Raw genomic sequence first — 21,321 nt, 5'->3', positions numbered from 1 at the left:
TTTTGTTGCTCTATCGGGAATGCTTCCATCGAAACAGTAAGGAAATACATTGAAGAACAAGGTTAGGCGTGGCAATTCATCCCCTCAGCTAAAGACAAAGGGGTTTTCTTGCCACTACTTTTATAAAGAAAAAATCCTCAATGAAAACTTGCAAAATATAGATCAGCGGCGAGTTAAGGGCAAAATTTCCTCTCAAAAACTGGCAAAAGATTATGAAACCTGCTTAAACTTATTAGCAGACATTACCGAACAACGTACTAATTTAAATCAATCCCGTAAAGCCGACGAAGAATTAGATTTACCATTTACGCCGCTGCATTTATACTTTGCCGATGTGTTTAGTGGCGACAATCATGGTTTTGATATTGTCATAGCCAATCCACCTTATGTACGTCAAGAGCAAATCAAGGATATCAAGCCTCATCTCAAAGAAGAATTTGGCAAATTTTTTCGAGGTACAGCGGATTTATATACTTATTTTTATAAACGTGGCTTAGAATTATTGAAAACTGGTGGACATTTATGTTTTATCGCACCTAACAAATTTATGCGAGCCGGCTATGGAAAAAACACCCGCGAATTGTTGACAACGGAGGCAACTCCAGAGGTAATTATTGATTTTGGTGATTCGCCCGTATTTGATGCAACGACTTATCCGGCTATTGTGTTAGTAGAAAAAACCATTGAGCCAGTTAAAGAAGTACCAACTATTGATGTGGCTATTATCAAAACGAAACAACAAATTGAACAAGTTGCTGAAGTAGTAGCTGATCATGGTTTTAAAATGCCGGTTGCTGATCTGTCTATAGATGGTTGGACATTAGAAAGTAAAGAGGTGCTTGACTTAATGAAAAAACTGCGGCAAATAGGAACGCCACTCGGTGAATATGTACAGGGGCGTTTTTATCGTGGTGTGTTAACCGGTTTTAATGATGCCTTTGTAATTGATGCCGCTACTCGTGATAAACTGATTGCTGAAGATGCTAAGAGTGCTGAGTTGATTAAGCCTTGGTTACGGGGGCGGGATATTCTTAAGTGGCAGGTGAAATGGGATGATTTATATGTTATAAATATTCCTAGCAGTGCTAATAAAGAATGGTTATGGTCAAATGCTAAAACTGAAAGTGAAGCGAGGCAAATATTTGACAAGACTTATCCTGCTATTCACGCTCATTTAAGCCAATGGGAACCAAAGCTCAAAAAACGGAATGATCAAGGCAAGTTTTTTTGGGAATTAAGATCTTGTGCTTATTACGCTGAATTTGAACAGCCTAAAATTATTTGGGGAAATTTAGCAAAATACCCAAAATTTGCTTTTGATACTGTATGCAACTATATCAGTGCGCCAGCTAACCTAATTCCTACTGAAGATTTATATCTATTTGCAATTCTTAATTCTAAAATTTGTAAATGGTTAATTGAACGACAAGCAGCAGTACGTTCTGGTGATTTTCTTGAATTCAAGCCTATGTATGTAGCTGAAATACCGATATGTTCAGTTATTGAAACTCAAAAAGCCCCAATCATAGAGCTAGTCAAAACCATCCTAGACGATCCAACTGCACCTGATGTGCGCCGCTTGGAAGCTGAAATTGATGAACTTGTTTTTGAGCTTTATCAATTGACAGAGGGGGAAAGGGCGTTGGTGACTGAGTCTTAATACACCTACGTAGAGTGAGGAGTGCCATAACGCACTGCTCACTACTTACTCCCTACAAGCTATTCAGTAGTCATATCCAATGTTTTGCTATCTGTCAATCTAGCATAAGACTTAAAGTGGCAGAAATTCTATTCTATTTTTTAATTCTTCTATTTCTGCTACTTTTGCAATTATTTCTAAGTCATTTATTATTTTGCCTATAGTAATTGTTAATTGATGAACATAAATAACTCCATTGAAAGGTATATTTTCTTGTTGTCGTCTCGCTGCTTCTACTAAAAAGTCATCATCTTGAGTAAAAATTACACGTTTTAATTCTCCAGCACGATCTAATAGTTCTGGATCACTCAATGTACTTGCACCATCTTCATAAGCAGTTAGTACATCTACATTACGTAAACGAAGTCCGGCTGTTATAGCACGAGGTACATGATGATCCATATAAAGTGCTATCGCCATTAAATTAACCCCTTTTTCTTTAATTTTTCCACAAGAGGTGATGAAGCTTGACTTTGTTGAACTTGTTTTACAAATTCCAGTCGTTGTTCAATATCCTTATCAATTTTTTCTTTATTATCACTATAGTAGGCTAATGCAGAATATATTTGTCCTAATGTTAAATAAGGATGTTGAAATTGTAGTTCTTCTGCACTCCAGCCATAAGCTATTTTTTCAGTGATTAGTTCAACCACTTTCATATTAGTACCAGAAATTATTGGTACATTATTTTCATTGAAACTAATATGTTCATATTGGTTTTCAACTGGTTCATTATTCGCAGTTTTTATAAAAATTTGTCCTTTTTTCACTGTAATCGATACTTGATCACCAATGAAAATTTGTGCTTTTTCAAGCAAAGCTGTAGTTAAGGGTATTCCTTGAATATCACCCCATTTTTGAATAGCAGCTAACATATAAATACCTCTTTATTTAGAATTTTTCTTACAAAACCCTCCGTTCAAATCCCAGCTCACTCAATCCATCCAATGTTTTACTATCTGTCAATACAGCAATATTCGCATTTTCTGTTTGTAAGTATTTTGTTGCTACTCTTTGTAAGTCTTGTATTGTTACTTGTAAGACTCGGTGGCGGAATTCGCGTCGTTGTTCTGGAGTTCTGCCGTGTAGTTGGTTGAAAAATGCTCCTATTGCTTCGCCTGCTGGGGAGCCGGGGCGATCTATTCTGGCTATTATACTTAATATCGCTTCTTCTAGTTGGCTTTCTTTATGTGGGTTTTGTTGTAGCCAGTTTAAACTTTCATCAAAGTCTGCTAGGGTTTCTGTTAGTCTTGGATCGCGGTATGAGTAGAATCTAAAGCTGCCGGTGCTGCCATCATAACTGGCTCCGCCTCCATATGCCCCGCCTTGTTCGCGCACTGTTCGGTGTAAGTAACCATTGCCTAAAAATTGTCCAAGTACTGTGAAAACAGCGGCATCAAAATCATTTGGTGCTACTGTTGGGTATGCTTTGGAGCAAAAATTTACTTGGGTATTAGTTGTCCAAGCTTGTTTTATTTGTTCATTTACAGCCGCTGGTTTGAATTTTTTGATTTCTGTATATTGTTGATCTTGCCAATCTAATGTTTGTTCTGCTTCACTTACAGTTAATAGTTGACGCGGTGCTTGTAGTAATTGGTCGCGAATTCGGGCTAATTTTGCAGCAAATTTTTCAACTTCTAAGTTTTTATCTAGTTGTTTTAGTTTCTGTATTCCTTCTAAGCCATGCCATTGTTCGGATAATTTGCCAACTGGGCTGAAGCCGCTACTTGAGGCAGTCATTACTAGTTGATGCCCTCTTGAGGTGACACTATTTTCTGTTTCTACTCTAAATTGAGAAATTAGTTCGCGTAATCTTGGTAATTCGTCAAAGCGAGCTTGTTCTAATGTTTGGCGTAACAATTCGGATAGTTTGTCTTGATTTCGTACTAAGGCTTTGCCAGATATACTAAAAAAGCTTTGTACTTGTTGCACATCATTGATGTTGCCGCGAATTGATAAGCTGGCACCTATACCTCCGGTGACTGCTGCTTGTAATGCCGCTGTTTGTCGATAATCTTGCTCTCCAACACCTACTTCGGTAAGTATGTCACAAAATAGGGGTAATATTTCTAATAATTCTGGTTCAAATTCTGGTAAATCTATGACAATTTTTTGATAAATCATACCATTGGTGCCGCTGGCAAACCATGTGCTTGGTAAATTGCCTATGGTTTTAAAGTCGCCGCTGGGAATTTTTAAGTCATCTGCGATGTCTTCTAAACCTACTTTTGGTAATATTTCAGGGTCATCTTCTTGTTGTTGACGCGCTTGTAAAGCCGCTGCTTGTTCAATGACTTGGGCTTTTTGTTCTTCAGTCATTTTGGCTTTTATGGCTGCTAATTTTGCTGTTTCGTCAGCAATTTCTTTAGCGGCTAACTCGGCATCTGGTGCCATTACTACCCGAACTCTATGTGGATTATCTAATAATAATCCTTGTATTAAATCTGGAATAAAGCGCGGATTTTGGCAATCTTCTCGTAATCTGGTTAGTGCGGAATCTAAATCTAAAAATTCTACTGGATCACCTCCATGTATCATAGGAGATAAAGCATTGACTATTAAGCGTAAACCATAAGGAAAGCCATCACCAGTAATTTCGCGTTGACTCAATTCTATTTGATGTAATACTGATTCTATTTGTTCCAGCGGCACTCCATTTTTGGCTACATCTTGTAATACTTCTAAAATTAAGGCTTCTACAGCTTCAGCTTGTTCAGGATTAGAACCTTCTAAGCCACACATAAAGGTAGTTTCAGTACTACTTTCATCACAACCACATAAAGGTGAAACTGCGGTACCTAATTTTGTTGATTCTAAAGCATCACGTAAGGGAGATGCGCTATTATCTAATAATACTCCTGATAATAAATTTGCATTCATTACCTCATTAATGTCAGTGCTATCACCTAATAGCCATGCTACAACTATATGAGTTTGATTATCTTCTTGTTTATCAATTGGATAAATTGTAGTTGCTTGTTGAGGCTTATCATAACGCTGCTCTTTTGGAATTTGTAAATTTAAATCTTGTGCTTGAAATTCTTTTAAGGCGCATTCTTCAAACCAATGTTGATGTTCAGCGGCTGCACGATCACCATAAGTCATAAATATAGCATTAGAAGGATGATAATGATTTGCATGAAATTGCTGCAATTGAGCATGAGTTAAATCAGGAATATCAGTAGGCTCACCACCACTATTATAATGATAAGTGATAGTAGGAAAGATATTTTCAGACACTGCCTGCCATAAACGCTGCACCGGCGAACTCAATGCACCTTTCATTTCATTAAAAACTACACCTTTATATACCAATTCATCATTAGCTTCAAATTCAACTCTATGCCCTTCTTGAGCAAAATCAAGAACTTCCAAACTAGGGAAAAAAGTAGCATCTAAATAAACTTGTAATAAATTATCAAAATCCTTTTTATTTTGACTAGCAAAAGGGTAAGCTGTCCAATCGCTGCTAGTAAAGGCATTCATAAAAGTATTCAAAGAGCGGCGCATCATCAAGAAAAACGGATCACGCACCGGAAAGCGGCGACTACCACATAAACTTGTATGCTCAAGAATATGCGCGACACCGGTAGAATCTTGAGGTACGGTCAAAAAGCCTACTAAAAATGCATTATTATTATCATCAGCGGCTAAGTGCAAATGACGTGCGCCAGTAACATTATGACGATATTCCTCAATTTTAATATTTAGACTTGATATTTCTGCTTGACGAATTAAGGTAAAAGCTTGGTGAGACATTTAATTTCCTATTTAATAAGATGTTAATGTAATATAGTTACAAACTTTTTAATTCCAAGCGAAAACCAAAAAACCTATGAAAAATTTATGGAATCAAGATCAAGCTAGTAAATATAATAATGATGTTTTAGCATTGCGTGTTTATACTTCACGTTTGCTTGGTCAAGAAGAAAATTTAGTTTTACACGGCGGCGGTAATACTTCTGTCAAAACTGAAATTACTAATTTATTTGGTGAGCAAGAACAGGTGCTTTATGTTAAAGGTAGTGGCTGGGATTTGGCAACTATTGAAACAGCCGGATTTGCTCCTGTAAAACTAAAGGTTTTACAAAAAATGGCTGCTTTAGACAGTTTAAGCGATTCTGATATGGTAAATAATCAACGTGCCGCTATGCTTGATCCAAATGCACCAAATCCTTCAGTTGAGGCAATCTTACATGCAATTATTCCATGTAAGTATGTTGATCATACTCATGCCGATGCTGTTGTTACTATTACTAATACTCCAAATGGTAAGGAATTAATACAAACAATTTATGGTAACAAAGTTTTAATTATTCCTTATATAATGCCCGGTTTTGTGTTAGCTAAAAAAGTTTATGAATTAACTCAAAATCTTGATTGGTCTAGCTAAGGCAGTAATTGCCAAATGGGATTCAATAAACTTTAGTAATTTCTCTGCGATATATAGCCCCTTAACTCCTGATCATGTCATTCGCACTAAAAGAACTCCTGTTATTCTAAATAAAGAAGTTAATGATAGCATTGATAAATATGTCAAAGATTATCAGGCTTATTTTGCACGTCATGATAATGGCAAATTAACCTGTTTAAATCCTGCTCCTTGTTGGGCTGTATGGCAACAATATGGTTGTATTAGTTTTGGTAAAACTGTAAAAGAAGCTAATATAGTAGCTGATATAAAAGATCATACTATCAACGCCATACAAATAGCTGAAAATTTAAATCAGTGGCAGGCTTTACCAGAAAAAGATATTTTTGAAATGGAATATTGGGAACTGGAACAAGCTAAATTAAAGAAAAATAAAACCAGTTTAGCATTACAAGGAAAAATTGCCCTAGTCACTGGAGCAGCCAGCGGTATTGGATATGCTTGCGTGAAAGAACTATTGGCACAAGGTGCAGTAGTTGCAGCCTTAGATTTAAATCCACAAGTTACTGAATTATTTCAAACAGATAATGTTTTAGGCTTGGTTTGTGATGTTACTGATGAACAACAATTAAAAGATGCAGTTGATAATACTGTTGCGAAATTTGGCGGTTTAGATATTTTAATCTCTAATGCCGGAGCATTTTTTGCCAATGAAACCATAGAAAATATGTCAGCAAAAAATTGGAATACCAGTTTAAATATTAACCTAAGCAGCCATCAACAACTATTACAAATCTGTACCCCTTATTTAAGCCTAGGTATTGAACCAGCAGTAGTTATGATAGCATCTAAAAATGTACCCGCACCCGGACCGGGAGCAGGTGCTTATTCAGTAGCCAAAGCTGGACAAACACAATTGGCAAGAGTTGCTGCTTTAGAATTAGCTCCTAAAGGCATTCGCGTAAATACAATTCATCCAAATGCTGTATTTGACACCGCTTTATGGACTGATGACATTTTATCCAAACGCGCCAAACATTATGGCATCAGCGTAGAAGAATATAAACAAAATAACTTACTAAAAGTAGAAGTACAATCTAAAGATGTAGCCTTATTAGCTTGTAGTATGGCTGGAGATATTTTTTCTAAAACTACTGGTGCCCAAGTTGCTATAGATGGTGGTAATGAGCGGGTGATTTAACTAAGCCCTGAAGGGGCGAAATAATTAGGTTTATGTTTTAATACGCCCCTTCAGGGCTTTATTTCATTGCTTCAAAATAACCCCAGCCTTAAAACCAAGTCTTTTACAACCGGGATCTTCTTCTCCGGGCTTACAAACACAATCGCCACTATCACATAATTTTTCAAATTTCGACTGTTGATTATTACTATAATAAGCCGCTGAAATAGCTGCTTTTGAGCTATCACATGTTTGTTTTAAAATTACTTGTTCTGGATCGCTTACAACTAGCGTATTATTTTGTTTTTGTTTAAGTTCTGTATTATTGGTTAAGTGTATGCTTATTGGAGTTATACGATCTTCAACTGATAAAACATCATCGCGCCCCCAAATACCTTGAGTTTGTGGTACTACACCGCAACTTGACCATGTGCTGCCGCTGTTACAAAACGATAAAATAGCAGGTGAATCATTTAATTTTATATCTGCTAGCATTTGATTTTTATCAAATTCAGTTAAGGTAACATTTGCACAATTAGTTTCATTTACGCAAATTTGATATTGACATGCCTTAGTACCATCTACAGGCAGTTCTAAATCAGTTGTTAAAGGTTTATATATATAGAAAGATTTATCAATTCGATAAATGTCCATTACATCTTTATTCAGCATTTGTCCAAAATAAGCCTCAATACCCAAAATATCAGTTGCTGATAATTCCAGCCATTGAGCAAAAGCACAAACAATTCCTTGTGGGCAGACTAATGTTCCTTCAGGCTTAAATTTATCTGTTGTGCGACGTTGATTATAAAATTTTAATCCTTGCTTCAATAAAGTATAAGCTTCTGGTAAGGCAGCTAAATAAGATTCTTCACTACCAATATCTAAACTTACGCGCCCAGCATTCTTATCAATTTTAGCAATATTGCCTTCATAATCAACCACCATATTATCAATAATGCCAAGTAACTGATCAGTATATTGTTTAAATTTAGGAAAATCTGGACCAATTGTTTTTAGCACACTATATAAATCTATGCGAATATAATTGTCATTTAGGGAACCTAATCTGCCAGCTTGTTTTAATGGATAACCCGGAGCGCGAATGATACCGCGACTTAGATTCTGATAGTTTAAAAAACCTTGTTGCTTTAGAATTGTTTTAAATTCAACTGCAAAATTTTTAAAAGTATCACTAAATGAATTTATATGACTTAAATCAAATACACTATAAGTAATACGGTTTTTATCAAAAGTATTTTTATTCTTAGTATGTTGAATATAACCGGTTTTAACGATTTTACCAAAATTTACACCATCAGCAGGTGGAGAAGCATTTATATTCATAATAAGATGAGCATAATCAATACCATGCCCCGGTTCAAGATCAGCAGAACCAGACATAGTTTTAGCAACCGCCGCAGTCACTTGAGCTACTTCAATTGAAGCCATTAAACAGGCATCATAAACCACAATATCAAGTGGTTTAGCAATTTTACTACGTATATCTTTATAGGCTGTATGCAGTTCATTTAAGCCCATTACTTTATCACTACCGGCTTGAGAAATATCATAACCAAAACCTTGTGAACCAACACCATGATCCCACATGATTAATGCATAATTTTCAGCCGGAAAATTAGTATGACTCCAAACCACAAAATCACTAATACTTTTAGGAGTAGCCATATTTTGCACGCCTAAATCTTCTACAACATTATATTCGCCCTTTTGAACCACAGAACGTTTAACAGTTTTCCAACCTTCACGAATGGAACCACCAGTAGATACAACTAAATTAACATTATCGGTATTCTGGCTACCAGCTAACATTTCTAAAATATCTTGACTTGCCCAACGCCCTTTTTTTTCACCGGTTTTTTTATTAACTCTTAATCTTCTAAGCTCAAGATCAGAACCAACCATATAAACCATAACCGTCCAATTTTTTTTCGGCTGAGGTAATTGCATTACACCATTAAAGATTTTTGCATATTGAGATTTCTTAACAATATCATCTATAGAAGAACCAACACCAGCATAAATAGCAATATTCTGAAGAACAGCTTTAGAAATAGGATCAAAACAGATGGGTTTATCAATAAATTTAGCTTTTTTGCTAAAAATAGGAGGAGTGTTGTTAAAAGGTTTAAGTTGTTTCTGTTGATCAATAAAAAACAGCTTTTGATTAATATCAACGGCTAAATAAGTATCGGCTTTAAGTGGATAATCGGAATAAAAACAAAATTTAACCTTGTCATTAACTGGAGTGATATCTATTGAGAGTAGATCGTAAACGGCAAGGAGTTTTATCGGGAATAGAAATAATAGGATAAATATTTTTTTTTTCATAATATCAGACCTGTCAGGTTTTAAAAACCTGACAGGTCTTTAACCTCGTATTTAATTATGGTACAATTGACCAACAAACCAAGTTCGAGCAGAAATCCAGCCATTACCGGAACCACCCCAGCCTTGATTCACATAAAATTTACGTTGGTATTTCCAATAAGACCAGAATAAAAGGTTTACTCTTTTACGTCGCCAAGAATATCCATAGGCAAGAGGATAATGTTTAAACCAACCTGTACCAATAATCGCAGGAACTCTACGGTTTATAATTGAATCACGGGCACGGTTACGTAAACCACCTGTAGAAATACCTAAAACATTATAATTAGTTTTTAAGGTTGCACCTGTACGCCCTTGTAGATACTTGTAAGCATCACTCATATTCCAAGGTGCTGTTGCGCCTTGACCATCCCAGCAAAAGGTACTTATATCATTACGAATTTCCCAACTTACATTTCTAATACCTTGAGTCATATTCTTGGGAGCAACAACATTATTACCGTAGCCACCATTTTCACGATATAAACCCCAACGATGTTGCCAACCAGAGCCATTAATACTTGCACGATAATCACCCCAACCAAATAACATTGCCCAAGCTGTGGCACCACAACCACTAGCACAATTAGAACTATTATTAAATTCTTTTTTTGGAATTTGACTATACAAACGTTGATCATTATGGCTACCAGCCCAAAATGTAGTCCATGGTCCCCAATTACCACGTATATTAGGTACTTTTAAAGAATCTAATTCTAAATTAATTTGTGGTAATTCAACAATTTGTTTCTTAGTTGCAACAACAAATTTAATTGGTTTAGAAATTTCGCTACTAGAATAAATCAAACTTAAATTAAATGATACTTCAGCATCACTTGGCGCATCTAACACTTTAATTTCAATTACTGAAGGAAGCTTTTGCTTACTGCGTTCTAACAATTCGACTTTTACAAATTTTGCCCCTTTTCCTTCAAGTTTAATTTCTGGAACTCGCTTATTAGGCAATATAGCTAACTGATAACTTTCTCCGGCTGATAATAATTCACCATATTGTTCAGTCAAGGAAATAAGTTCCCATTCTTTGCTAGCGTCATAACGTAAGCCTTCATTAAGTACCCTGTTAGTTTCAGCAGATTTTTCCTTATATTCTTGCCAAGATTCCCATTTTTCAAATTCAAATGCAAATTTTTGAGGACCACTAATTCTTACATCACTTTCAACTTTTGCTCCATTTTCAGATTCTGGAATTACAGCAGTAGTTTCAGATAATTCTTCCTGATTTAACCATTCTCTTTGTATTCCAATAGCTTTACGAGGGAAATCGCCTAAATCAGCTACTTGTTGACTTTCTTGATCTTCTGCTATATAAGATAAAGCATCTAGTTTATAAAAACGTGTAGCTTTTTTATCTAACTTAGTTGCTTTTGCAGTTAAATATTGCACCGGTGATTCACCAGTAAAATTCCAATGAGGAATAGGAAAATCATGATCGCCTGTGGATACTATGATAAAACCAGATGGTTTTACTGGAATATTATAATAAGCCGGTTTATGACCTAATTCCGGTAAATCAGGGCGATAAATAGGTGTAATATCATCTGATAATTGTGCCCTTGCCCAACCCGGTGCAGAATTTTCATCATTACGCACATCTTCTAGCAATTGAGCTGCTCTTAACAAAAGTTCATTTGGAATTTGATTAATAGTTCCTTTACTGGCATCATCTTCAATACCTTCACATATTAACTTGTATGTTAATTCACTTTGTGCAGGATCATTACTGTTAATTTTTAAAACAGCTTCACGTTGTCCAACATCTAAAGGTGTACATTTAATAGTGAGAGCCTTGGGTGTACTGCCATCAGCAATTGTGATATTTGTTGGTGTAATTAACTTAAATTCATCCTTATGTGTTCCTTCAATGATTGAATTTAGCAATAAATTAGCATTTCCAGTTTCTGTAATCGCAATAGTTCGTAAACCTGAAGTTTCTAGTGTCACTTTGCCAAAATTTACAGTAGAACCAGATTTAGGAAAAGATTTGAAAATTGGCGTACCATTTGGCTGACAAGCATTATCAGGTAAGGCGATACCTTTGACTTTTTTAAATTGTCCAGTAGGAATTTCCAAATCAAATGTACATTTTTTGCTATTTAACAAATACAAGCCTTTATCACTACCAGAAATAAACAGTTCTTCTGAGAATATTTCTAAATCCTGTGCTTTGCCTTTTATTCCTGTGCAAACAACTTTTAAATCATTTGTATCCATATCATATCGTAATAGATCATATGAATCTTGTTGTTGAAGCGCAGCAAAAAATATTTTGCCTTTATTCTTTAGCGTAGCAAGGCTTTCTATGGCAACTTTTACAGGCATTTTTACAGTACTAATCGCAGTATGTGGATCAATATCAATTAAGCCATCGCCTTTTGCCCAAGCCCAAAGTTTGCCATCAGGAGTAAAAGCTAAATCACCAAGATCATCAAATCCGGTGCTGCCAATTGAGAATAACTTAGCAGTTTTACCATCAACTTGATAAAGATGACCCTTTGGTTTACCAGCGGCAACATTTTTACCTGAAGCGGCATATATTAGATTAGTTTTTGGATGAATAGCCAATGCTTGAATATCATAGCCTTGATATAAAGCTTTTAAATCATTTACTTTAAGATCAAAACCAACAGTAAAAAATTGTGAATTATTAGCTTCTTGTTGATTAACAGCATAGAGTTGACATGAAGCGGGGGTAGCAATAGCATGGACATTTGTAATGGCTAAAATATTAGCCACTGCAAACAATGCAAGTAAGATTTTAATTTTCATAGGAATTAGTTTCCACCTTTTGATAGAGGGAATGGAAGTTTAAAATTATCTTAAGTAGAAATTAGCTCTAACCCATGCTGGAGCAAGACGAGATACAGGACCTCGAAAAGTTCTTCTTTGAACTTTATTTTTATATCTGGCGACCACTAAGAGACGATTACTATCACGTCCATTAAAGATAGCTCGGTAATTACCACTGGAATTTGTAAGTACATTACCCACATAAATCCAACGATTATTTCGTAAACGATAAAAATATAATCTAGCACCTTTGGCTTCCTTCCAACATTTAAAGAACCAGAAACATTTTTCACGAGACTTAACCTTACCAAACACTTCTGTGCGACCAAATCCCTTATCTGCATCCTGAATTTCAGCTAATAATTTATCTACATCGACAGTAGCAGATAGTTTATTATGATCTAAGAAAACCAGAGCAAATTCATGTTTGCCGGGAAGTCCACTCATAGGAATTTTAACTAATACTTGAAATCCATCATCTTGTTCCGTGATTTCAACAGTCTTAGCTGTGGTTAATTGTTCTAGTACTTCAGTAATGTCTTGACCATCCCACAATACTTGTTCTACATCTTGATGTAGAACACCACGAACCACTATAATTAAATGTTCTTCTGTACTAAGATAATAATCAATTTTAGGAAGACCAGTATATTTAGGATCGTCTTTTGGTTCTTCAGGAGATGGTGTAGTTGTATCTAATGGTGTTTCTTCACCTTCTGCCCAAGTAACATTTGGTATCAAGGCGAAACTGCCTATCACCATTATGGTTGCTAATAATTGTTTAAGTTTCATATCAATGACCTCTAGTATTTTTTAATTGATATTGAAAATATATGCAAATAAGAAACCCATTTTTATCATAAAATCTTAAAACATTGTTTTTTCATAACCCATAAGGGTATTGTCTCCAATACCTTTTCTTTTGCAGGAGATAAAATTCCATACAAACAATATTCTCCCTTGGCTAAGTTATCAGGTAAAGCTAAGTCAAATAAGGTAATTTTATTAGTTTGAGTTCTGTTTCCTTGCCATTGTTTCACTTGATTAATTGCTGCCGCTTTATTAGTATTTTGAATAGCTATAAAATTATTATCAGGTAGAATTAATGCAGCATATAAGTCATAACCCCAAGTTAAATTTTCTATTAATTCAGCTTTGAACTGTTCTCCGGGCTTATAGTTATTTTTTGTTAATAATAATTCTACATTTGCTTCTGCTGGTGAATTTACTCCAGCATTTACAGTTATAATTAACTCTTTATCGTTGCTGGCTATATTGCCTTGATCATCTTCTGCATAAAAGCGTATTTGATAATCACCATTATAAACTGCCGCTTGCCAATTTCTTTGCCATAAATTTGGAGTTTTCTTATTTAGTAATATACGTGGAAAGGCTAATAGTGGTGTACCGTTGCTATCCATTACTAAATTGATTTTTGGTGGAATAATTACTGCCCAAGCTTTTTTTACTTGCCCTTGTGCAAGAGCAATTTGAGCTTTTAATGTTATGGTTTTACCAGCGGCTATTGTTGTTGATGTAGTCAAACTTTCAATCGCTAAAGTAGTGTCGCCAGTAGTAAAGCTACCATTAATAAAGAGTTTGCGTAATTTATCGCCATTGTTTCCATCTTCAAATTGTGGCTCTTGTTTGAAATTGGTTTCAGTCTTAGTTGATGAGCCTACTAAGAGTTTAGTAATATTGCCTAATAATTTAGCTTGCTGAATACTGGAATATTCAAATGCTTCAAAAAAACTCATACCTCTAAGTAAGCCGCTAGCAAAAAAATAACCAAATCCTTTTTTATTCTCGCGATCAAAATAGGCTAATCCTGTTCCGGTGCTACTTATAATTGAACGTTTAGACGCGATAATTTGTTTTAATAGATTGCCAGAGTGGCAAGCATCGATGACTAAAACTATTTCATTATCAGTAGCTTTTTGATAATCGTCTAAAATTGTTTTAAACTCAGCGGCTGACATATCATTCAATCTGCTTAATTGAAATTTCGTATCTCCACCATGATCAATAAAAAATATATAAAGCGGCTGATCAAGTTTTCCGCGTTGTTTTGCCCATGCTAAAGCTTCGCGAATATCTTCAACTTTTAAAGGGCGTTCGGGTTTTGGTGCATCGACAATTCGATCATTTAAACCATCACCATTAAAATCTGCCCATGATCTTGGATTTACATAAAAAATATTTTCATTTAAAAAACCGCGCTTATTTAGTACTTTATATGTGTAATTAGCGATTGATTCAGTAGTATCCCAGAGTGTATTTTGACTATGATTACCACCACCAGCTATAATAATTGCCGCATTTTTATTTAAACAAGTTTCTTGATTGGTTTTGCAAAGAGCAAATTTGTTTCCAAAAGTCAGATGTGCTAAATCATTACCGCCTACCCATATTCCACCTAAACCATCTGTTACCAATGTATCAATGCCATTACCGGGTAAACCTGAATTTTCGGTATTAAAAATAGTAAATTTATTTTCTGTATGACGATAATAAATTAAACCATTATAAGTGCCAATCCAAATATCGCCGCGCTCATCAGTTATAAGTGATGAAATAACTTCAACAGGTATATTAGGAGTTTCCCAACTGCCATCATTTTTTCTATGAATTAAACCTTTATCTGTTCCTACCCATAAACTGTTATTATTATCTAATAATAATGAATAAATATTATTGCTGGGTAAACTAGAATTATCTGTATTAAAAATATTCCAAGTATTATCAGCGCGAAGATAGGCTAATCCACCATTGAGAGTGCCTATCCATAGCCCATTCTGATTATCAGAAACTAAAACAGAAATATTATTGGAGGCTAATTCAGAGTTCTGGGTATTAAATATTTTCCAAGTATTATCAGTATAACGATGTGCTAAGCCTCCTCTTAAAGTGCCTATCCATAAACCATCTTTAGCTAGGAGAGAAATAATTGTATTACTTGGCAAGGGTGAATTGTAAGTTTTAAAACTCTGCCAATTACCATTAACATCGCGATTAGCTAAGCCGTTTTGAAAGCTTCCTACCCACAGATCAGTATCAGTTGTTGTAATTGCAGTAATACTATTATCTGGCAATCCAGAATTATCGGTATTAAATTTTTGCCATTTGCCATTGGAATCACGATGAACTAATCCGCCTTTATTGGTACCTATCCAAATTCCGCCTTTACCATCAGCGGCACTACTCTGTACATCTATATCTGTCAAAGAATTTTGATTATAAAAACTGTTCCAACTAGCGTCTGCATTACGACGAGCTAAACCACCAGCCCATGTGCCAACCCAAATTCCACCGCGTTTATCTTTTAATAGAGCAAGCACTGCGCCTTTAGGAGAAGTTGGAGAACCATTTATTAATGGAAAGAAAAAATCAGCTTGATCTGGTAAATCGGAATTTTCGGTATTAAAAATTTCTAATTTGCCATCTTTGTCGCGATGGGTTAAACCTTTGTCACTACCTATCCAAATGCCATTATTGGTATCATGAATAATTGAATAAATAATATCATTATTAAATATGTTCCAACGCCCTTGTTTATCACGATGAGCTAAACCTGTTGCTGTTCCAACCCAAATACCACCTTTATTATCAGTTAAAATAGTGTTAGTATTGTTATCTGGTAAATTAGAATTGTTGGTATTAAATATTTCCCAACTACCATCAAGATGACGATGAGCTATGCCACCACCTACAGTAGCTATCCAAATACCATCTTTAGTGTCTCCAGTAATCTGCCTAATATTATTATGAGGTAATTTAGAATTTTCAGTATTAAAAACTTGCCAATCACCTTTGCTATTACGATAAGCTAAACCGGCATTTTCTGTTCCAAGCCAGATTCCATTTTGATAAAACAGAGACCATATTTGCTTATGTGGTGATTTAATAATTTCCCAATCACCTTTTTTATTAAGATGGGCTAAACCAGCCTGAGTTCCTACCCATAAATCACCATTATTATCAGTGACAATAGAGCGAATACGATTTTCAGGTAAACCATCTAAATTAGTCCAAATTCTTTTGATTTCACCAGTCTTAGCATCGCGCTCCTCAAGCCCTCCCCAAGTGCCAACATATAGTGTATTATTATCTGCGGATAATAAAAGTGCAGTAATCCAACTACGATTAGTAAAAACCTCCCAAACACTATTTTCTAGTGAAATGCTTGGAGTAATAACGATAATTTTAAGCGTGCCAACATTACCTTGATTATCAAAAGCAGTAACAACATCTAAACCGGGCTTATCAGGCGCGATATAAGTGCCTTTAACGATTTCACCTTTACTAGCATTCCATGTAACATCACCGCTAGCACCAGCAACAGATAATTGTATTTGTTTATTAATTTCTACTACGGGAGTAGCAGGAGTGAAGACTAAATCAGCAGCTTGTGCTGTTGAAAACAGTGAAAAGATAATGAATATCAATTGAACTTTCATGGTTTTTACCTAGTGCAAGTTTATTATGATACTGAAGCAATTGCTATTCCAAATACAATTAGTGAAACCACCCAAAGATAAATAAGCCGCTAAAACAATAGCGTCAGGAAAAAGAGTTTTATAAACCTCAACTTTAATTATAACTCCTCAATTCTCTCAGCCACCCCAATTCCATGCATCAAACAAAAATCACCAGCCTCATCAGTAAAACCACCCAAAGATAAATAAGCCGCTAAAACAATAGCGTCAGGAAAAAGAGTTTTATAAACCTCAACCTTTTCTTGAAAATCTTCAAGCTGATTTAAACCAATTTTAGTCTGAGTTTTTTTAACTTCCACCAAAACCATTCTAGCACATGAAGATTCAGCAACAATATCAAGTTCCATATTTTTACCATCTTCACGCTGAATATGAACTCTTTCTTTAACTTTTTGAATATTTAAAACCGTATTATCTTTAACATTCTTAAAAAATTTAGATAGGCTAAAACGTTTTTTATTTCTTAAAGCAGCAGCTAACATATTTTCAGCCATTTTACCAGAGAAATAATTGATCTTACCTTGTAGTTGTTTATTTTCCTTTTTTAATTCAGCAATTTTATCAGCAAACTCTTGCTTAAAATTAGGTGCAAATCCGTCTATTTGTTTTCCAAAACTCTTACGTAATATTAAATTAAGAGTTCCATCTTGCAAACCTCTAAAATCAATATTAGAAACAGCCCTATTAATCAAATCAGCTTCTTTTAAAACTATTAATTGCTTATGAATTTCATTAATTTCTAAATTTAAGCCTAATTTTTCTTTCAAATCTTCGGGTGTAAAATATTTTTCATTATGTTTACTCAAAAACAATAAAATATTTTTAGCATTTTTATCATTAACTTCATTGACAGTATGATGAATATATTCTCCCCAAGTTAAATACATTTCAGCATTTTCTTCTGAAAGTTCATAATCAACAGTATCTGCCACCCCTTTTGAGGTGGTTAAATCTTTATCTTCATAATCGCTGATAATGACACAAGAAATAAAAAATGGATCAGCCATACATAATTTATTGATTTGCATAGCTGTATCATTAGTAATCGGCTCTTCATAAAATGAAGCATATTTATATACTGCTTCTAAACCTTCATCTTCGGTTAAATAAGGAGAAAAACGGATTTGACTTAATCTTCCAGCTTCTAAATATTGACTAATAACTTTTAATAGCCAACCAGCATAAGAACCAGTTACTAGCATTGGAGCAACTTTTGATTCAGCAAGAGAATGATAACTGCCGGCTAAAGTTTCAATTGCTGCTGTTTGATACTCTTGATCTGGATATATATATTTAGTAATATTTTGAAATTCATCTAAAATCACTAAAAATTTAGTGTCAAGAACAGAAGCATAACGATGTGGTGCTTCACAAGCAGTTTTCCACATTAATCCATGACTACCTCCAACTTCTTTGTTTTCAATTAGAAAATTTACATCATCAACTATAGGTGTAATTGATTTATTTATACCAAATTCTCTTATTTGCTTCAAAGATAAATGATGTATTACCAATTTTGGGTTTCTAGTAATAAAAGAAATATATTGTGAAGCAAAAGCACGATAATAATCAATTGCCAAATCTGGATACCACATTTTATTTTCATCAAATTCAAAATAAAATGGTATAACCTCTTTATTTTCTGTCCATAATTGGTTGAAAATTCGTTGTACAAAGCTAGTTTTGCCGCTTTTCCTTCTGGCTATTATTACTCTGGATTTCGAGAGTCTTTTTGGTATGTTTTTTATCCATTTGCCGAAGTGTTTAAATTCCTTTTCTCGCCCAACTAGTAATTCTGGTTCGCCTATTTTTTCGGTTAAGGGGTATTGCATGATTTTTTAGATATATTCAAATTCATTTGAATTATAACATAAGACTAAATATTTTAGTATATATAGTAATTTGTAATAAAAAAAACAATAAGTTGATATTATTTTACGTATAAAGTATAATGTTAGTTTTTATAAGTTAAAGGCAGATTAAATGAAGATAAAAATTGCAATCATGTGTTCAACAGTGGTTTTTTCATCACCACTTTTAGTTGGCAACTAAAATTCACCAGCCGCCCCAACCTATGGAGGCAGTGCCATGTACACTATTGAGGAGATTTACAATCGCCTTAATGATGGTACAGAAGGCACTAAACGCAGTGGTGCCTTTACAGAATCAAATGCTGTGCCGGCAAGTACAGGCAAAACTTTAGATGATGTGATGAGCAGAGCCAAGTGGGCAACAGATGGAGATGCGTTCTTGGGCGTGCAGTCGTCGAACAGCTATTGGTCATCTTCCATCTCCTTGATCTTAACGGCCTACGCTTGGTACGTGGACCTCGGCTACAGCAGCGTGACCAGCAGCAACAAGGCGAACACGAACTATGTGTGGCCAGTGCAAGGCTTTGATTTTTTATTAAAATGCAACAAGATACACATGAGTGTGACCTCAACATGATGTAAAGCAAACATTGTTACATGCTCAAACACCGCCTAGGAATAAATTCAAGGTCCCTACGGGATAAAGTCACCTAAAGGTGACTAATATAAGGATTAAAAATATACATTACATTATAACTAGCTGTTTTTTTATTTACAATATCCATAGTCTGCTTTAGCAGACTTAATCCCGTAGGGACCTTGAATTTATTCCTAGGCGGTGTTTGAGCATGTAAGAATGTGTTTATTGATAGTGGTGATCCAAGGCTACGCATGGAGCGAAAATGTGGGCTGGATACATTTTAAGAATACAAATCCAGCCTATAAAGTCCAAGCTTTACCAGAAATAAATGTTAAAGCTAATAACACTGATATTGCTGATGGAGACACAGAGCCTAGCACCGATGATTATACTGATTTTGGTGATGTAGTAGTTGGTAACAATATCACAAAAACCTTCACTATCCAAAATACTAGTGTTGTTGACAATTAAATCATGTAACAATTGGTGATGGTGTAGAAATATCCGCAGATGTTGATTTGACTGCAACTTTGCCTCAAAAAGGAGAAAGTGTTGATTTATCAGCTGATCCAGTGCTAGGTGGAGAAGGTATTTTACCAGCTATAAATCGCCTGCAAGAATCTGGACAAACAGTACGTTTTAAAACTGATACACAAATAGAGGTATTAGCTCTTCCAGCGGTACAAGATATTTCAAGTTTTAAACAAAGTTTAAGTAAAATTAATTTACCAAAAGTAAATATTAGTAATGATGGTAACATTAAAGTTCCAGCAACTGAAACAATAAAAGTAACAGAAATTGCAGATAGCAATGATGTTATGATTACTTATCCTGATGGAACAGAACAAAGATTATTTGCTTTGTCTAAATAATTACTTGAACAAACCTGACAGGTTTACTCAAGGATATTATTTAAATTATACATAGTTCATAATTTGAGTTATTAGATCAGTTTAATTATAAATTTAAATAGTAAAAATTTCAATATAATCTTATGGATATTACTTTAGCTCAACCTCGTGGCTTTTGTGCCGGTGTAGTACGTGCGATAGAAATCGTTGAACGTGCTTTAGATATTTATCAACATCCTATTTATGTTTTACATGAAATAGTACATAATACTTATGTGGTCAATGATTTAAAAAAACGAGGTGCTGTATTTGTTGAAACTTTAGATGAGGTGCCACAGGGTGCAATTTGTATTTTCAGTGCACATGGTGTGGCAACAACTATTGTAAAAGATGCTAAGCAACGACAATTAGAAGTGATTGATGCAACTTGCCCTCTTGTTACCAAGGTGCATTCACAAGCACAACGTTATGCAAAAAAGGGTTTTGAAATAATTATTATTGGTCATCCGGGGCATCCTGAAGTGGAAGGAACACAGGGTAGTGTAGAAGGAATAGTACATGTGTTATCTACAGTTGAAGAAGTAAAAGATTTACAAGTAATAGATTCTGAACGAGTAGCTTATGTAACTCAAACAACTTTGAGTGTTGATGATACTCGTGATGTTATTGAAGCCTTAACAGCGCGTTTTCCTAAGATTCAGGGTCCTGATTTAAGTGATATTTGTTATGCAACTCAAAATCGACAAAATGCAGTAAGCCAATTAGCGGCTGATATTGAGGTTTTATTAGTTGTAGGCTCTAATAATAGTTCTAATTCTAATCGCTTACGTGAAGTAGGTGAAAATGCTAAGATACCATCTTATTTGATTGAAAATGCAAATGATTTGCAAGATCAATGGTTTATAAATAAACCAAAAGTAGGTGTTACTGCTGGTGCATCAGCACCAGAAATTTTGATTGAAGAAGTATTGGAACGTTTAGCTAGTTTAGAACTAAGCAATGTTACTACCATGCCCGGCAAGGCTGAAACTACTACTTTTAGTATTCCGGTGGAATTATTGAGAAAATAGTTA

Annotated in this window: 15 protein-coding genes; 7 read left to right on the top strand and 8 right to left on the bottom strand. The window is 34.8% G+C overall.

Going from position 1 to position 21,321, the window contains the following annotated elements:
• The first annotated feature begins 148 nt into the window (after positions 1-148).
• The gene (locus BHU68_RS10350) at positions 149-1,660 is read left to right on the top strand and encodes an Eco57I restriction-modification methylase domain-containing protein (RefSeq protein ID WP_069471863.1); all 1,512 of its coding nucleotides are present in this window, start codon (positions 149-151) and stop codon (positions 1,658-1,660) included.
• Positions 1,661-1,771: 111 nt separating this feature from the next.
• Here the strand turns inward: BHU68_RS10350 and BHU68_RS10345 are convergent, their stop codons facing one another.
• Genes BHU68_RS10345 through BHU68_RS10335 form a run of 3 tightly spaced genes read right to left on the bottom strand, consistent with a single transcriptional unit; the run spans position 1,772 to position 5,458 of the window.
• Positions 1,772-2,119, bottom strand: a complete 348-nt coding sequence (locus BHU68_RS10345; RefSeq protein ID WP_069471864.1) for a DUF5615 family PIN-like protein — start codon at positions 2,117-2,119, stop codon at positions 1,772-1,774.
• Positions 2,119-2,574, bottom strand: a complete 456-nt coding sequence (locus tag BHU68_RS10340; protein ID WP_083235000.1) for a DUF433 domain-containing protein — start codon at positions 2,572-2,574, stop codon at positions 2,119-2,121. Before BHU68_RS10340 ends, BHU68_RS10345 begins: the two co-directional genes overlap by 1 nt.
• Before the next feature lie 28 nt (positions 2,575-2,602).
• Entirely contained in the window at positions 2,603-5,458 is a 2,856-nt protein-coding gene (locus BHU68_RS10335; RefSeq protein ID WP_069471865.1) for an insulinase family protein, read from the bottom strand.
• Between the two features lie 76 nt (positions 5,459-5,534).
• Here BHU68_RS10335 and BHU68_RS17700 point away from each other — a divergent pair, with 76 nt between their 5' ends.
• Both BHU68_RS17700 and BHU68_RS10330 read left to right on the top strand, forming a co-directional pair.
• Entirely contained in the window at positions 5,535-6,092 is a 558-nt protein-coding gene (locus BHU68_RS17700) for a class II aldolase/adducin family protein (protein WP_069471866.1), read from the top strand.
• Entirely contained in the window at positions 6,076-7,272 is a 1,197-nt protein-coding gene (locus tag BHU68_RS10330) for an SDR family oxidoreductase (RefSeq protein ID WP_216115522.1), read from the top strand. The genes BHU68_RS17700 and BHU68_RS10330 overlap by 17 nt, the downstream gene beginning before the upstream one ends.
• A gap of 63 nt (positions 7,273-7,335) precedes the next feature.
• Here the strand turns inward: BHU68_RS10330 and BHU68_RS10325 are convergent, their stop codons facing one another.
• From BHU68_RS10325 to BHU68_RS10305, 5 genes are all read right to left on the bottom strand, one after another.
• Positions 7,336-9,603 (bottom strand): clostripain-related cysteine peptidase, encoded by a 2,268-nt coding sequence (locus BHU68_RS10325; protein ID WP_069471314.1) that lies wholly within the window; start codon positions 9,601-9,603, stop codon positions 7,336-7,338.
• A gap of 51 nt (positions 9,604-9,654) precedes the next feature.
• On the bottom strand, positions 9,655-12,429 hold the full coding sequence (locus BHU68_RS10320) for a hypothetical protein (RefSeq protein ID WP_069471315.1): 2,775 nt from the start codon (positions 12,427-12,429) through the stop codon (positions 9,655-9,657).
• A gap of 45 nt (positions 12,430-12,474) precedes the next feature.
• Positions 12,475-13,242 (bottom strand): hypothetical protein, encoded by a 768-nt coding sequence (locus tag BHU68_RS10315; RefSeq protein WP_069471316.1) that lies wholly within the window; start codon positions 13,240-13,242, stop codon positions 12,475-12,477.
• Between the two features lie 65 nt (positions 13,243-13,307).
• A complete protein-coding gene (locus BHU68_RS10310; protein WP_069471317.1) occupies positions 13,308-16,907 on the bottom strand; it encodes a two-component regulator propeller domain-containing protein in 3,600 nt (1,199 codons plus the stop codon).
• A gap of 137 nt (positions 16,908-17,044) precedes the next feature.
• A complete protein-coding gene (locus tag BHU68_RS10305; RefSeq protein ID WP_069471318.1) occupies positions 17,045-18,778 on the bottom strand; it encodes a hypothetical protein in 1,734 nt (577 codons plus the stop codon).
• A gap of 256 nt (positions 18,779-19,034) precedes the next feature.
• Here BHU68_RS10305 and BHU68_RS10300 point away from each other — a divergent pair, with 256 nt between their 5' ends.
• The 4 genes from BHU68_RS10300 to ispH all read left to right on the top strand — a co-directional run bounded on the left by BHU68_RS10300 (position 19,035) and on the right by ispH (position 21,318).
• Positions 19,035-19,394 carry a hypothetical protein gene (locus tag BHU68_RS10300; protein WP_069471319.1) on the top strand — a complete coding sequence of 120 codons (360 nt, stop codon included), beginning with the start codon at positions 19,035-19,037 and terminating at the stop codon, positions 19,392-19,394.
• A gap of 219 nt (positions 19,395-19,613) precedes the next feature.
• Entirely contained in the window at positions 19,614-19,868 is a 255-nt protein-coding gene (locus tag BHU68_RS10295) for a hypothetical protein (RefSeq protein ID WP_069471320.1), read from the top strand.
• Between the two features lie 47 nt (positions 19,869-19,915).
• Positions 19,916-20,269, top strand: a complete 354-nt coding sequence (locus BHU68_RS10290) for a hypothetical protein (RefSeq protein ID WP_069471321.1) — start codon at positions 19,916-19,918, stop codon at positions 20,267-20,269.
• Positions 20,270-20,391: 122 nt separating this feature from the next.
• Positions 20,392-21,318, top strand: coding sequence for a 4-hydroxy-3-methylbut-2-enyl diphosphate reductase (gene ispH, locus BHU68_RS10285; RefSeq protein ID WP_069471322.1), 927 nt, complete (start codon positions 20,392-20,394; stop codon positions 21,316-21,318).
• Positions 21,319-21,321: the final 3 nt, after the last annotated feature.

The sequence above is a fragment of the Candidatus Marithrix sp. Canyon 246 genome (assembly GCF_001723685.1).
Lineage (GTDB): Bacteria > Pseudomonadota > Gammaproteobacteria > Beggiatoales > Beggiatoaceae > Marithrix.
The sequence above is the reverse complement of the archived record's forward strand: the minus strand, read 5'-3'. Positions and strand labels throughout refer to the sequence as shown.

Bases quoted from the DNA above. Each gene is read 5' to 3' on its own strand.
- BHU68_RS10335 (WP_069471865.1), bottom strand. From the start codon at position 5,458: ATGTCTCACCAAGCTTTTACCTTAATTCGTCAAGCAGAAATATCAAGT.
- BHU68_RS10315 (WP_069471316.1), bottom strand. From the start codon at position 13,242: ATGAAACTTAAACAATTATTAGCAACCATAATGGTGATAGGCAGTTTC.
- BHU68_RS10295 (WP_069471320.1), top strand. From the start codon at position 19,614: ATGTGTTTATTGATAGTGGTGATCCAAGGCTACGCATGGAGCGAAAAT.
- BHU68_RS10300 (WP_069471319.1), top strand. From the start codon at position 19,035: ATGTACACTATTGAGGAGATTTACAATCGCCTTAATGATGGTACAGAA.
- BHU68_RS10345 (WP_069471864.1), bottom strand. From the start codon at position 2,119: ATGGCGATAGCACTTTATATGGATCATCATGTACCTCGTGCTATAACA.
- BHU68_RS10320 (WP_069471315.1), bottom strand. From the start codon at position 12,429: ATGAAAATTAAAATCTTACTTGCATTGTTTGCAGTGGCTAATATTTTA.
- ispH (WP_069471322.1), top strand. From the start codon at position 20,392: ATGGATATTACTTTAGCTCAACCTCGTGGCTTTTGTGCCGGTGTAGTA.
- BHU68_RS17700 (WP_069471866.1), top strand. From the start codon at position 5,535: ATGAAAAATTTATGGAATCAAGATCAAGCTAGTAAATATAATAATGAT.
- BHU68_RS10305 (WP_069471318.1), bottom strand. From the start codon at position 18,778: ATGCAATACCCCTTAACCGAAAAAATAGGCGAACCAGAATTACTAGTT.
- BHU68_RS10340 (WP_083235000.1), bottom strand. From the start codon at position 2,574: ATGTTAGCTGCTATTCAAAAATGGGGTGATATTCAAGGAATACCCTTA.
- BHU68_RS10325 (WP_069471314.1), bottom strand. From the start codon at position 9,603: ATGAAAAAAAAAATATTTATCCTATTATTTCTATTCCCGATAAAACTC.
- BHU68_RS10310 (WP_069471317.1), bottom strand. From the start codon at position 16,907: ATGAAAGTTCAATTGATATTCATTATCTTTTCACTGTTTTCAACAGCA.